The 14,881-nt window shown below is 74.6% G+C and carries 6 protein-coding genes; 2 read left to right on the forward strand and 4 right to left on the reverse strand.

The window, feature by feature from the left end; genetic code table 11:
- The first annotated feature begins 357 nt into the window (after positions 1–357).
- Both gltB and ABZY20_RS02205 read left to right on the forward strand, forming a co-directional pair.
- Entirely contained in the window at positions 358–4,950 is a 4,593-nt protein-coding gene (gltB, locus tag ABZY20_RS02200) for a glutamate synthase large subunit (RefSeq protein ID WP_356435268.1), read from the forward strand.
- Complete coding sequence (locus ABZY20_RS02205; protein ID WP_356435270.1) at positions 4,943–6,406, forward strand: glutamate synthase subunit beta; 1,464 nt, start codon at positions 4,943–4,945, stop codon at positions 6,404–6,406. Before gltB ends, ABZY20_RS02205 begins: the two co-directional genes overlap by 8 nt.
- A gap of 132 nt (positions 6,407–6,538) precedes the next feature.
- On the opposite strand, the gene ABZY20_RS02210 is transcribed toward ABZY20_RS02205, so the two are convergent.
- The 4 genes from ABZY20_RS02210 to ABZY20_RS02225 all read right to left on the reverse strand — a co-directional run bounded on the left by ABZY20_RS02210 (position 6,539) and on the right by ABZY20_RS02225 (position 14,783).
- Positions 6,539–7,435, reverse strand: coding sequence for a chitosanase (locus tag ABZY20_RS02210; protein ID WP_356436007.1), 897 nt, complete (start codon positions 7,433–7,435; stop codon positions 6,539–6,541).
- 310 nt (positions 7,436–7,745) lie between these two features.
- Positions 7,746–8,729 carry an ABC transporter ATP-binding protein gene (locus ABZY20_RS02215; protein ID WP_356435271.1) on the reverse strand — a complete coding sequence of 328 codons (984 nt, stop codon included), beginning with the start codon at positions 8,727–8,729 and terminating at the stop codon, positions 7,746–7,748.
- A complete protein-coding gene (locus ABZY20_RS02220) occupies positions 8,726–11,455 on the reverse strand; it encodes an ABC transporter permease (RefSeq protein WP_356435273.1) in 2,730 nt (909 codons plus the stop codon). The genes ABZY20_RS02215 and ABZY20_RS02220 overlap by 4 nt, the downstream gene beginning before the upstream one ends.
- Position 11,456: 1 nt before the next feature.
- Positions 11,457–14,783, reverse strand: coding sequence for an FtsX-like permease family protein (locus ABZY20_RS02225; RefSeq protein WP_356435276.1), 3,327 nt, complete (start codon positions 14,781–14,783; stop codon positions 11,457–11,459).
- Between the last annotated feature and the right edge of the window lie 98 nt (positions 14,784–14,881).

Genomic DNA, 14,881 nt, shown 5'->3' on the forward strand with positions numbered 1-14,881 from the left:
CCGTATAAATAGCCGTTACCCGCTGGTTTCAGTTGCATGACCACCGGGCATGAGCCGTAAGCGCTGTGGGCAATGAGGCTCGCCGCGCACCGCAGCGGGGCGGGCGACGACGCCTGTCCCGCTCCCGGACCGACGGACATCGATCTGACCCGATCGTCCCGTGCGGGTCCCCCATAGCTTCCACTGCTGGCGCGGAACCCCCGCCGCGAACCACGCAGTGTCCGCATGCTGGAACGGAGTATCCCGGTTCCCGAGAACCGCTCCATCATGTAACCTGCACGAAATTTTGCGATCACGCGAGGGCCAACGTCGTCCCTCGGCACCTGCACATGCCACCTGACGACGACGGGAGAGCCGATGCGTACGCCGCGCCAGCCGTCCCAGCATTCCGCGAATGGCCAGAACTGGTCCTTCATGGATGCTCGCCCTGCTGCGCAGGGTATGTACGACCCCCGCAACGAGCACGACGCCTGCGGCGTCGGCTTCGTCGCCACCCTCACCGGCGAGGCGTCCCACACCCTGGTCGAGCAGGCTCTGACCGTCCTGCGCAACCTGGAGCACCGCGGCGCCACCGGCTCCGAGCCCGACTCCGGTGACGGCGCCGGCATCCTGTCGCAGGTCCCGGACGCGTTCTTCCGTGACGAGGCCGGATTCGAGCTGCCCGAGGCCGGCGCCTACGCCGTCGGCATCGCCTTCCTGCCGGAGGACTCCACCGCCGAGGCCGTCTCGCAGATCGAGACGATCGCCGCCGACGAGGGCCTGACCGTCCTCGGCTGGCGCGAGGTGCCGGTCGCTCCCCAGCTGCTGGGTGCCACCGCCCGCTCGACCATGCCGGTCTTCCGCCAGATCTTCGTCAGCGACGGCACCTCGGAGGGCATCGCCCTCGACCGCAAGGCCTTCGTGCTGCGCAAGCGCGCCGAGCGCGAGGCCGGCGTCTACTTCCCGTCGCTGTCCGCGCGGACCATCGTCTACAAGGGCATGCTGACCACCGGCCAGCTGGAGCCCTTCTTCCCGGACCTGTCCGACCGCCGCTTCGCCTCCGCGATCGCGCTCGTGCACTCCCGGTTCTCGACGAACACCTTCCCGTCCTGGCCGCTGGCACACCCCTACCGCTTCGTCGCGCACAACGGTGAGATCAACACCGTCAAGGGCAACCGCAACTGGATGGTGGCCCGCGAGTCGCAGCTGCTCTCCGACCTCTTCGGCGACCGGAGCCTGGAGCGGATCTTCCCGGTCTGCACCCCGGACGCCTCCGACTCCGCCTCCTTCGACGAGGTCCTGGAGCTGCTGCACCTGGGCGGCCGCTCCCTGCCGCACTCCGTGCTGATGATGATCCCGGAGGCGTGGGAGAACCACGACTCCATGGACCCGGCACGGCGCGCCTTCTACCAGTTCCACTCCACGATGATGGAGCCCTGGGACGGCCCGGCCTGCGTCACCTTCACCGACGGCACCCAGGTCGGCGCGGTCCTCGACCGCAACGGCCTGCGCCCCGGCCGCTACTGGGTCACCGACGACGGCCTGGTCGTCCTCGGCTCCGAGGTCGGCGTGCTGGACATCGACCCGGCCAAGGTCGTCCGCAAGGGCCGCCTGCAGCCCGGCCGCATGTTCCTCGTGGACACCGCCGAGCACCGCATCATCGAGGACGACGAGATCAAGGCCGAGCTCGCCGCCGAGAACCCCTACCAGGAGTGGGTGGAAGCCGGCGAGATCGAGCTGTCCGACCTGCCCGAGCGCGAGCACATCGTCCACACCCACGCCTCGGTCACCCGCCGCCAGCAGACCTTCGGCTACACCGAGGAGGAGCTGCGCGTCATCCTCGCGCCGATGGCCAAGGCCGGTGCCGAGCCGATCGGCTCCATGGGCACCGACTCGCCGATCGCCGCCCTTTCGGACCGCCCGCGGCTGCTCTTCGACTACTTCACCCAGCTGTTCGCGCAGGTCACCAACCCGCCGCTGGACGCGATCCGCGAGGAGCTGGTCACCTCCCTGCGCTCGTCGCTGGGCCCGCAGGGCAACCTGCTCGACCCGAACGCGGCCTCCTGCCGCAGCGTCCTGTTGCCCTTCCCGGTCATCGACAACGACGAGCTGGCCAAGCTCATCCACATCAACGCCGACGGCGACATGCCCGGCTTCAAGGCCGCGACCCTGTCCGGCCTGTACCGGGTGCACGGCGGCGGGGACGCGCTGGCCGCGCGGATCGAGGAGATCTGCGCCGAGGCCGACGCCGCCATCGAGAACGGCGCCCGCCTGATCGTCCTGTCGGACCGGCACTCCGACGCCGAGCACGCGCCGATCCCGTCGCTGCTGCTCACCGCGGCCGTCCACCACCACCTCATCCGCACCAAGCAGCGCACCCAGGTGGGCCTGCTGGTCGAGGCCGGCGACGTCCGCGAGGTCCACCACGTCGCCCTGCTCATCGGCTACGGCGCCGCCGCCGTCAACCCGTACCTGGCGATGGAGTCCGTCGAGGACCTGGTCCGCGCCGGCACCTTCCTGCCCGGCATCGAGCCCGAGCAGGCCATCCGCAACCTCATCTACGCCCTCGGCAAGGGCGTGCTGAAGGTCATGTCCAAGATGGGCATCTCGACCGTCGCCTCCTACCGCGGAGCCCAGGTCTTCGAGGCCGTCGGTCTCGACGAGGCCTTCGTCGCGAAGTACTTCAACGGCACGGCCACCAAGATCGGCGGCGTCGGCATCGACGTCATCGCCAAGGAGGTCGCCGCCCGGCACGCCAAGGCCTACCCGGCCTCCGGCATCGCCCCGGCGCACCGCGCGCTCGACATAGGCGGCGAGTACCAGTGGCGCCGCGAGGGCGAGCCGCACCTGTTCGACCCGGAGACGGTCTTCCGCCTCCAGCACTCCACGCGCTCCGGCCGCTACGACATCTTCAAGAAGTACACCGAGCGCGTGAACGAGCAGTCCGAGCGCCTGATGACGCTGCGCGGCCTGTTCGGCTTCAAGTCCGACCGGAAGCCCATCTCCATCGACGAGGTCGAGCCGGTCTCCGAGATCGTCAAGCGGTTCTCCACCGGCGCCATGTCGTACGGCTCCATCTCGCAGGAGGCGCACGAGACCCTCGCCATCGCCATGAACCAGCTGGGCGGCAAGTCCAACACCGGTGAGGGCGGCGAGGACCCGGAGCGCCTGTACGACCCGGCGCGCCGCTCCAGCATCAAGCAGGTGGCGTCCGGCCGGTTCGGCGTGACGAGCGAGTACCTCGTCAACTCCGACGACATCCAGATCAAGATGGCCCAGGGCGCCAAGCCCGGCGAGGGCGGCCAGCTGCCCGGCCACAAGGTCTACCCGTGGGTCGCCAAGACGCGGCACTCGACGCCCGGCGTCGGCCTCATCTCGCCGCCGCCGCACCACGACATCTACTCCATCGAGGACCTGGCCCAGCTGATCCACGACCTGAAGAACGCGAACCCGCAGGCGCGGATCCACGTCAAGCTGGTCTCCGAGGTCGGCGTCGGCACGGTCGCCGCGGGTGTCTCCAAGGCGCACGCGGACGTGGTGCTCATCTCCGGCCACGACGGCGGCACCGGCGCCTCCCCGCTCACCTCGCTGAAGCACGCGGGCGGCCCCTGGGAGCTGGGCCTGGCCGAGACCCAGCAGACGCTGCTGCTCAACGGCCTGCGCGACCGCATCGTCGTGCAGACCGACGGCCAGCTGAAGACCGGCCGCGACGTCGTCATCGCCGCGCTGCTCGGCGCCGAGGAGTTCGGTTTCGCGACCGCGCCGCTCGTCGTCTCCGGCTGCGTCATGATGCGCGTCTGCCACCTGGACACCTGCCCGGTCGGCATCGCCACGCAGAACCCGGTGCTGCGCGAGCGGTACAACGGCAAGGCCGAGTACGTCGTCAACTTCTTCCAGTACATCGCCCAGGAGGTCCGCGAGATCCTGGCCGAGCTGGGCTTCCGCTCCATCGAGGAGGCCGTCGGCCACGCCGAGGCCCTCGACGTCACCCGCGCGGTGAACCACTGGAAGGCGCAGGGCCTGAACCTGGAGCCGCTGTTCCACGTGCCGGCGTTGCCCGAGGGCGCGGTGCGCCACCAGGTCGTCGCGCAGGACCACGGCCTGGAGAAGGCGCTCGACAACGAGCTGATCAAGCTCGCCGCGGACGCCCTGGCCGCCACGGACGCCACCGAGGCCCAGCCGGTGCGCGCCCAGGTGCAGATCCGCAACATCAACCGCACGGTCGGCACCATGCTCGGCCACGAGGTGACCAAGAAGTTCGGTGGCGCGGGCCTGCCCGACGACACCATCGACATCACCTTCACCGGCTCCGCCGGCCAGTCCTTCGGCGCGTTCGTGCCGCGCGGCGTGACGCTGCGCCTGGAGGGCGACGCCAACGACTACGTCGGCAAGGGCCTCTCGGGCGGCCGGATCATCGTCCGCCCGGACCGCGCGGCCGACCACCTCGCCGAGTACAGCGTCATCGCCGGCAACACCATCGGCTACGGCGCCACCGGCGGCGAGATGTTCCTGCGCGGCAAGACCGGTGAGCGGTTCTGCGTCCGCAACTCCGGCGCGACGGTCGTCTCCGAGGGCGTGGGCGACCACGGCTGCGAGTACATGACCGGCGGTCACGCGGTGGTGCTCGGCGAGACCGGCCGCAACTTCGCGGCCGGCATGTCCGGCGGCATCGCCTACGTCATCGACCTCGACCGGGACAACGTCAACGCCGGCAACCTGGACGCCGTCCAGGCGCTGGACGACGCCGACAAGCAGTGGCTGCACGACGTGGTCCGCCGCCACCAGGAGGAGACGGGCTCCACCGTCGCCGAGAAGCTCCTGGCCGAGTGGGACACCGCCGTCGAGCGCTTCAGCAAGATCATCCCCAGCACGTACCAGGCAGTGCTCGCCGCCAAGGACGCCGCCGAGCGAGCCGGTCTCTCCGAGACCGAGACCCACGAGAAGATGATGGAGGCGGCGATCAATGGCTGACCCGAAGGGCTTCCTGAACCACGGGCGCGAGGTCGCCAAGTCCCGCCCCGTCGAGGAGCGCGTCCGCGACTGGAACGAGGTCTACGTCCCCGGCTCCCTGCTGCCGATCATCAGCAAGCAGGCCAGCCGCTGCATGGACTGCGGCATCCCGTTCTGCCACAACGGCTGCCCGCTGGGGAACCTGATCCCCGAGTGGAACGACTACGCCTACCGCGAGGACTGGGCGGCGGCCTCCGAGCGCCTGCACGCGACGAACAACTTCCCGGAGTTCACCGGCCGCCTGTGCCCCGCTCCGTGCGAGTCGGCGTGCGTGCTCGGCATCAACCAGCCGCCGGTCACCATCAAGAACGTCGAGGTCTCGATCATCGACAAGGCGTGGGAGACCGGGGACGTCGCCCCGCAGATCCCGGAGCGCCTGTCGGGCAAGACCGTCGCGGTCGTCGGCTCGGGCCCGGCGGGTCTGGCCGCCGCCCAGCAGCTGACCCGGGCCGGACACACCGTCGCCGTCTACGAGCGCGCGGACCGCGTCGGAGGTCTCCTCCGGTACGGCATCCCCGAGTTCAAGATGGAGAAGCGGCACATCAACCGCCGTATCGAGCAGATGCGCGCGGAGGGCACCCGCTTCCGCACGGGCGTCGAGATCGGCCGCGACCTGAAGGCCACGGACCTGAAGAAGCGCTACGACGCGGTCGTCCTGGCCGTCGGCGCGACCACGGCCCGCGACCTGCCGGTGCCCGGCCGCGAGCTCAAGGGCATCTACCAGGCCATGGAGTACCTGCCGCTGGCCAACAAGGTGCAGGAGGGCGACTTCGTGGCGCCCCCGATCTCGGCCGAGGGCAAGCACGTCGTGGTCATCGGCGGCGGCGACACCGGAGCGGACTGCGTGGGCACCGCCCACCGCCAGGGCGCGGCCTCCGTCACGCAGCTGGAGATCATGCCCCGCCCGAACGACGAGCGGCACCCGATCGACCAGCCCTGGCCGACCTTCCCCATGCTGTACAAGGTCACCTCGGCCCACGAGGAGGGCGGCGAGCGCGTCTACTCGGTCTCGACGACCCACTTCGAGGGCGACGCGGACGGCAACGTCCAGTGGCTGCACCTCACCGAGGTGGAGTTCGTGGACGGCAGGCTGACCCAGAAGCCGGGCACGGAGCGCAAGATCCCCGCCCAGCTGGTCACCCTCGCCATGGGCTTCACCGGCACCGACCGCGACAACGGCCTGGTCGAGCAGTTCGGCCTGGAGCTCGACGAGCGGGGCAACATCGCCCGCGACGCCGACTTCCAGACCAACGTGCCGGGCGTGTTCGTCGCCGGTGACGCCGGCCGCGGCCAGTCGCTCATCGTCTGGGCGATCGCGGAGGGCCGCTCGGCCGCCCGCGGGGTGGACCGCCACCTCACCGGCGCCAGCGAGCTGCCGGCGCCGATCCGCCCGACGGACCGTGCGCTGATGGTCTGACCGCACTCACAAGACGTCCCGCACAAAGGCGTGCGGAACACTGACGGCGCCTGCCCATCAGTCCCCGACCGGACGACAGGGCAGGCGCCGTCGCCTTCCCCGGCCGGGCACGACGCCCCGTACGGGCCCTGGTCAGGGCACCTTGTACGTGTCCCCGTAGACGGCCCACTCCAGCGGCGTCTCGAGACGCAGGTTGCCCTCGTCAAGGAAGCGGCGCTGGGCGGTGTCGACACGGCTCGTGTCCATGCGCTCGGTGGCCATGGCGGCGCGGCGGGTGTCGAGGAAGGCATCCAGGTACGCCTTCTCACTGCCGCCCTCGGCCGGTGTGTCCGCCACGCGCAGCGCGCGTTCGCGCAGGCCGTAGAAACCCTTGGGGCCGGCGTCGGGGCCGTGGAAGATCAGAGCGTCGTAGTAGACGAACTGGCCGAGCGTGCCCAGGCCGTCCAGCTTGGCGAGGCGGACCGCCGGGTCGAAGGAGACACGGTCACGGTGCTCGTCCTGGGCCCCGCGGAAGGCCGGGAGCTTCGCCTCCGCCTTCCAGGCCGCGGTGAAGCCGGGGTCCAGGCCCTCGTGGGAGTCCGTGCCGTCGACCTCGCGGAGGGCCGGCAGATAGCGGGCCAGGCCGTTGTCCGGGTGGGCTTCGGTGTAGCGCTCGACAAGGGCGAGCAGGTCGTGGGTGCCGGTGCAGAAGCCGGCGATCCCGGCGGTGTAGCCCCGCCCGTCCTCCAGGTCCTCGATGGAGCCGTAGAGGGTGCGCCAGTTCAGCGTCGACCGGTGGGCGCTCGCCACGATCCGCTGCGCCAGTTCCTTCTTCTCCGGGGCGGCCAGGCCCGCGGGCAGCCCGGCGATCACCTTGTCGTCCTCCGCCCGCTCCTTCTCGGCCCGGTCCTTGGCCTCTTCCCGGGCCGCCTGGGCGGGGGACACGGAGGGTATCGCCACGGGCTCGGCGGAGTCCGCCGGCACGAGGAAGAAGGCCGCCGTGGCGACCACGGGAACGGCGACGAGGAACGCCACACCGGCACGCTTCACTGGGATCACTCCGCCTGTCAGCTCCGTCACGTTCCCCGCCGTCCCGGCCGCCTGGAGCACCGGCGGCCCGACACATGTCCCTCCCGGCACCGGCGCGCGACGCCGGTCCACGGGCGCGCAAGCGTACGCCGGCGTCCGCGCGCGTCCACCGGCAGGTCGCCGGGGCACAGCGGGCCGCACCCGCGCCGGTCGGCCTCTGCGGGCGCCGGGAGGGGCCTCGCGCAGCACGGCCGCGACGGGCCGAGAGCCGCGGTCCACCTCCATGGGGAAGACCTGCTGCCACCCGGCGATGGACGCCCGGTCGCTGTCCTCAGCCGTTCCCGCTCCCGCTCCCGTTCCCGCTCCCGGTGTCCGGCCACACCTGGATGTGGTCCTCCGCCAGCTCCAGCAGCACCCGGTCCGCCATGCCCAGGGCCGCCGTGTACTCGGAGGGCAGCTGGAGGCGGCCCGCACGGTCGAGCATCGCGAACTCACGCGCCACCAAGGACTCCCGGCCCCTGTCGTCGACCTCCGTGCGGCGCAGCACCTCCGTGGAGGTGCGGCCGTCGCGGATGGCGACCGTACGGCGGACCTCCCCGGCGACGGCCTGGTCGTGCGTCACGATGACGATCGTGGTGCCCAGTTCCTCGTTGGCCCGGCGGAACGCCGCGAAGACCTGCTGCCCCGTCGCCGAGTCCAGTTCGCCGGTCGGCTCGTCGGCGAGCAGCACCGCGGGGGAGTTGGCGAGGGCGACGGCGATCGCGACGCGCTGCTGCTGACCGCCGGACATCTGCTGCGGACGCCGGTCCCGGCAGTCGGCGACGCCGAGCAGCGCCAGCAGTTCCTCCGCCCGCCCGGCGCGGCCGCGCCGCGGGCGGCCCGCCAGCCGCATCGGCAGGGCCACGTTCTGCACGGCCGTCAGATAGGGCAGCAGGTTGCGTGCCGTCTGCTGCCAGACGAAGCCGACCACCTCACGCCGGTACCGCAGCCGCGCCTTCGCGTCCATCGCCAGCAGATCGCGGCCCGCGACCCGCGCCGCGCCCGCGGTGGGGACGTCCAGGCCCGCGAGGATGTTCATCAACGTCGACTTGCCGCTGCCGGACGCCCCCACCAGGGCCATCAACTCGCCCTCGCGCACCAGCAGATCGAGTCCCTGGAGCGCCTGCACCTCCATGGCGTCACCGCCGCCGCGCCCGGAGAAGATCCGCACCAGCCGGTCGCAGGCGATCAGGGCGTCGTGCCCGTACACGGGCCGGTCGCGGTGCCGTGCCGCCCGCCGCTCCAGCTCCGCCAGCGACTCGGTCGTCGTGTTCATCGCGTGTCTCCCGCCCTGAGGTGAGTGATCGGTGTCCGGCGGCCCGCCCACCAGGCCTGGGCGAGGGCCGCCGCCCCCGCCAGCAGCACCGCGCCCGCGGCGGGCAGTGCCAGCGACCACCCGTCGGGCCGCAGCACGGCACGGACAGGGACCTCGCCGCCGGCCGCACCGGCCAGGGCGAGCCCGTCCAGGTCGACGCCGGGGGCGAGCAGCCGGACCGTGACCCAGCCGACGGCCGTGCCCCCGCCGGCCGCGAGCAGCGCCAGGGGCAGCGCCTCCAGGGCGAGCAGGTGACGCCCCTGACGGGCCGTCAGGCCCAGGGTGCGCAGCCCGGCCAGCAGCGCGGCCCGTTCCGGGGCGGTCCGCAGCATGCCGAGGACCAGGGCGAGCAGGGCGTACCCGGCACTCGCGGCGACGGCCCAGACGTAGATCCGTCCGGCGCCCGTCTGCAGCGGCGAGTCGGACAGCGCCGCGCGCTCCTCGGTGCGCAGGGCGGCCGAGAGACCGGACCCGGCGCCGCGCACGGCCGCCCGCAGCGCCTTCGCGTCGAGCCCGCCGCCGGCCACCAGCAGGGTCGAGGGACCGCGGAAGTCCTTCAGCCCGGCCGCGTCGACCAGCAGGAACTCGCCGTCGGGGACGGCCGGGGTGCGCGGACGCACGGCGGTGATCCGTACCCTGACGGGCCCCGAGTCCGTCGCGATCCGGCGCGGCGCCCGCCCCAGCCGCTCGGCGACGCCGGGCGACGCGACGGCGCCCAGCACCCCGCCGCCGCCGTCCAGCCGGCCGGCCGCGAATCCGCCGAGCCCCGTCCGCCGGGCCAGCCCCGCGTACGACTCCGGATCGACGCCGACCACCCTCAGTGACCGCGCCTCGCCGGAGGCACGCTCCGAGGCCAGCCCGAAGCCCACCGCCGTCACCTGCCGTACGCCTTCCACGTCCCGCACCGCCCGGGCCAGCCCCGCCGGGAGCGGGGAGCCGTCGGTCGAGTCGATCCGGGCGTCCGCGCCCGTCCGGAGCAGCGCGGCCCGATCCCGCGCGTCCGCCACGCCCGCCAGCACCGACCCGCCGAACGCGGCCGTCGTCAGGGCCGTCAGCAGGGCGAGCAGCGGCAGGGTGGCGACCGCCGCCGGTGAGCGGCCCGCGCGGGCCAGCGCCAGGAACCCGACCGCGCCGCGCAGCCGCCCGGCCGGACGGGCGGCCCAGCGCAGGGGCGGCGGGTACAGCCGTACCAGGACCAGCGCGGCGGCCAGCCCGACGAGCACCGGGGCGACGCTCACCAGTGGATCGCCCACCTCTCCCGTGCCGCGCCTGCGCAGCGCGACCACCGCCCCGACGGTCAGCACCAGCAAGGTCAGTTCCGCGACCGTGCGGCGCCCGCCGGGCCTGGCGAGGGCGACGTCGTCGCGCTCCCGGTGCGCCCGCGGCCGGCGGTGCGCCACGGCCGCGCGCACCGGCAGCGCGGCACACGCGAAGAGGGTGACGGCTCCTGCCCCGAGCAGGGAGGGCAGCGGCCGGGCCCCGTCCACCGCGAGCACGGCGAGCAGCAGGCCGCAGGCCCCCGCGGGGAGCGCGGGCACCGCGCTCTCGGCCAGCAGCCGCCCGGCGATGCCGCCCAGGGAGCCGCCCCGCGCCCGCAGCAGGGCGAACTCGGCGTCGCGGCGGGCGGCCGCCAGACCACTGCTCATGACCAGGACGACGAAGGCCACCGCGGCGATCCCGAAGGCGGCGACGGCGACCACGGGCGCGATCGCGTCACGGGTCTGCTCGTGGGCGCCGACGACCTCCTCCAGAGCGGTGGACAGCTGCGCCGTCGGGCCGGCCGCCCCGCGCATCCGCACCAGCCCCGGCCCGTCCTCGACCGACGCGACCGCCTCGACGAGCGCCGCGGTGTCCGCCCCGGTCAGCCGCCCGGTCGCGGGGGCCATGCGCCAGTACTTCTCCGGCTCGGCCTGCCCGCCGAGCAGTGCCGGAGCGGCCCCGGGCGCCAGCAGGACGGCCGCCTCCCAGTAGAACTGCGGCGGGCGGCCGCCGTTGCCGTTCAGGGCCGGTGCGCGCAGCACCGGTTCCGCGGACCAGTAGGTGCCGCGCGGATGCCGGGGGTCGAGCACGCCGGTGATCCGCACGGTCAGCGGCCGGTCCGGGAAGCCGGCCAGGGTGAGCGTGGAGCCGGCCCGCAGCCGCAGGGTGCGGGCGGTCTCGGCGGTCACGGCGCCCTCGACCGTCCTGGTGTCCTCGGTGACCGTTCCCGCGGTGGGCAGCCGGCCCTGCCGCACGCCGGCGTGGGCGGCCACCCCGGACTGCGCGAGCAGCGTGAACCGGGGCGGCAGCCCGTCGGGCCGGGGCAGAGAGGCGTCCAGCGCCGCCAGGCTCTTGCCGGTGCGCACCCCGTACGCCGACTCGGCCGGAGACGCCTCCAGCGGCGCCGGCAGCAGCGCCCGCACGCGGCCGTCGACCTCCGCGAGCGCCCGCGGCCCCACCTCGGCCGCGCGGGACTCGCCCGGCCGTCCGAAGACGGGCTGCGGCGTCTTCAGCTCCAGCACGGTGGACGCGGGGGCGGCGGTGGCCACGGCCGCGCGCAGCCCGTCCGTCCCGTACGCCTCGACCGCCCGGGGCAGGACGGCCGCGAGGAACGCCGTGACCAGCACCAGCACCCCGAAGGCGGCGGTGGACCAGGGCGCCGTCCGCAGCCGGGTCCGCACCCAGGGGGCGCCGTGTGCGCGCGGCATCTCAGTCCTCTCCCTGATGGCGGAGCGTGACCGCCGGCTCGGCGCGGCGCAGCGCCGACGCGGCCGTGATCAGCAGAAGCGGGGCGGCCACCGCCGCCAGGAGCAGGGCCACGTCGGGCAGCGGGAGTTCGACCAGGACGGGTGGGACCGGCCGGGCGGCACCGGAGGTCAGCACGATCAACGGCACGACGGCCCGTGCGAGGAGGGCGCCCAGGCCGAGTCCGGCGAGCAGCCCGACGCCGACGAGCAGGCTCCGTTCCGCCGCGACCAGCCGGGCCAGGTCACGCCGGGGCGTGCCGAGGGCGCGCAGCACCGCGAACTCGGCGGACCGCTCCCGCCGCGCGCCGGCGGCGCTCACCGCGAATCCCCCGGCGGCGAGGGCCACGGCGGCCGCCGCCACCGCCGTCAGCGCCGAGCGCGGCCCTGCCCCCAGCGGGTCCCGCAGCAGCTCGGCCGCGGTCTCGTCGCGCACCAGTACCTGCTGTGGCGGGAGGTCGGGGCGCGCCCGCAGCGCCGCGGCGACCTCGTCCGTCCTGCCGGGTGCCGGGCTCACCCACCACTCGGTGGGGGTGAGCGGTGCGGCGGCCCGGTGCGCGAGCAGGGCGTCGACGGCCCGCAGGTCGAGCAGCAGCGCCCCGCCGGTCATAGCCTGTCCGGACGGATCCGTGGCGGTGGTGGGCAGCGCGTCGACCGCTCGCACGATCCGCACCCGCAGCTGCTCCCCGGACAGGGTCACGTCGACGGTGTCACCCACCCCGGCCCCCGACGCCCGCAGGAAGTCCCGGGTGGCGACGGCGCCGAGGCGGCCCGGCGCCCCGGCCCCGGCGGAGCCGAGGCGCACGGTGAAGACCGGAGCCGCCTCCCACCCCTCGTCGCCGCCGGCGCCCGTGCCGTACGACACGGTCAGCGGTGCGTCCCCCGCCCGGGTGGCTCTCGCGGCCGTGCGGCTGACGACCTCGCCGTTCTTCGTCACGGTCCGGTCCCCTCGCCACCGGGTCCCGGCGGGCACCGAAACGGTCCGCGCGGGGCCGTCGCGGCCGGTGGCGAGCAGCCGTTCGACGGTGAACCGGTGCTGTTCGGGGCCGCCGGCGGGGGAGGCGTCGTCGAGCTGCAGCCCGGTCAGCCGCAACGGCCCGGCCGGGGCGGCGCGGCGGCCGGTCGCCGTCACGTCCAGGTCGAGCGCGGCACGGTGGACCCGGCCGTCCACCGGGATGCTCCCGGCGCCGAGCCGGTAGGCGATGCCGTACCGGTCCTCGACGACCACCGTGAGCAGGGGGGCGCGGTTCGACGGGGAGCGGCCCGCCCGGGCCCGCAGGTCGGTGATCCGCACGTCGAGGGCGAGTCTCCGGGTGCCGTCGGGAAGCCGTACCGCCCGGTTCCCCTCCGGCGCGGGCGGCGCCAGGGACCGCAGCAGCTTCGCCGGGGGCTCGTCGGCGAGGTCGGGGCGCATCAGCATCCCGTCCACGGCGTGGGCCGTGTCCAGGGCGAGGACCGTGGCCTGCCGGCCGCCCGAGAGATCCAGCATGGCGCGGTGCGCGGGGGCGGCGTCCCGGACGCCGGGCAGCGCGGCGTACAGACCGGTCTGCCCGGGGGTGCCCAGCCGGGGGTCGAGGATCCGCACCGGTGCGCCCGTCGCGAAGTCGGCCTGGTCGCCCTGCGAGCGGTCCCAGGACGCGCGGTGCCCGATCGCCAGCATCCCGGTCGCCACGGCGACGACCAGCAACAGCACCGGGCCCGCACCGCGCAACGGCCGCCGGCTGAACTGCCATCCCGCCAGGGCCGCCGGCAGGCCCCGCCCGCGCGCGGACCACCGCTCCGCGGACCGGGCCGCGAACGGCAGCAGACGCAGCGTCAGCACCGTGCCCGCCAGCAGCGCCAGCGCGGGCGCCGCGACCAGCAGCGGATCGATGCCCAGCCGCCCTGCCCGGTCCCGGCTCAGCACCCCGCCGCCGGTCCCGGTGGTCTGCCGCCGGAGCTGCCAGTACGCCACCCCCGCGATCAGCAGCAGCCCGACGTCGGCCCCCGCCCGTACGGGCGCGGCCGACGGCCGGCCCCGCGTCCGCCGCGGCCGTACGGGCGTGCCCGCCAGCGCGGGCGCCACGACCGCCACCGCGCACCCCAGCGCCACCCCGCCCGCGACCAGCCAGACCTGCCCCGCGGGGACGCTGTCGAGCCGCAGCCCGATCCGGTCGAGGGAGGACCAGCGGGCGAGCAGCCGCGCCAGCGGGCCGGACAGCAGCGCGGCACAGGCCGCGGCGGGTAATGCCATCGACAGCGCCTCCAGCGCGGCGAGCGCGGCGATCCGGCCGCGCGATCCGCCCCGGGCCCGCAGCAGCTCCCTCTCGCCCGCCCGCTCGGCGTCCAGCAGCCGGGCCACCAGCAGCAGCGCGTACCCCGTGAGCAGCACCAGCTGCACCGAGACGATCATCAGGGTGGACCGGGACACCAGCAGCGCCCGCTCGGTCCGGTCGAGCAGCTCGGGCAGCCCGGTGCGCACCTCCGCGTGGCCCCCGAGTGCCGGATCCTCGCGCAGGGCCCCGGCGGCGCGCACGGCCGCCGCACGCAGCGCGCCGGTGTCCGCGGCGGTCAGGGTCCGGTGGTCGGCCGTCGCCACCCAGCCGGTACCGCCCGCGGAGGCCCGGCCGGAGGCGAGCACCGAGGCGTCGGCCAGCAGCGGCCCGTACGTGGTGAAGGCGACGGTGCGCACGCCGTGGCCGCCGAGGGTGTCGGCCTGCCAGTAGGGATCCGAGGTGTCGGCCGCCCGGTACACGCCGGTCACCGAGACCCGCAGCGGTGCGCCGCCCAGCCGGTCGGTCAGCGTCAGGCGCGCCCCGGGCCGCAGCCGCAACCGCTGGGCCGCCGCCTCGGACAGCGCGGCGGGCACGGTGGCGGTCCGGGACACCGGGGCCGGGCCCGGCAGCGTGCCCGAGACGAGCCTGATCCGCGAGCGGTCGAGGGCCGCGAGATGGGTGAGGCCGGGTTCCCCGGCACGGGCGTCGGCGCTCCGCAGGGACCGCGGCAGCGCGTACGGCCCGGACCGCTCCAGCCTGCGCACGGTCACCGGCAGCCCGCCGAACGCCTTCCCCGCCTCGCGCACCACCGCCCGCTGCGCCGCGTCCCGCCGCTCCCGGGGCACGTCCGCCTCGACGACGAGGGAGGCGGAGGCCGCCGCACGGCCGCCCAGGGCGCCGCGCAGCGCGGCGTCCCCGACGGAACCGGAGAACGCCGTGAGCGCGGCCAGCACCGAGGTGGTGAGCAGGACTGCGAGCAGGGCGGCCGTGAGGAGCAGCCGATGCGCGCGCAGCCGCAGCAGCAGTAAGCCCGTCACTCGTCCCCCACCCCGTCGGCCGAGCCGCTCCGTCCCCAACGCGCCATGGATATCACGGAGTCGACGGTCAGGGACACGCGTTCGAACACGGGTCGTCG

The sequence above is a fragment of the Streptomyces sp. NPDC006624 genome (assembly GCF_040611555.1).
In the GTDB taxonomy this organism is placed as follows: Bacteria; Actinomycetota; Actinomycetes; order Streptomycetales; family Streptomycetaceae; genus Streptomyces.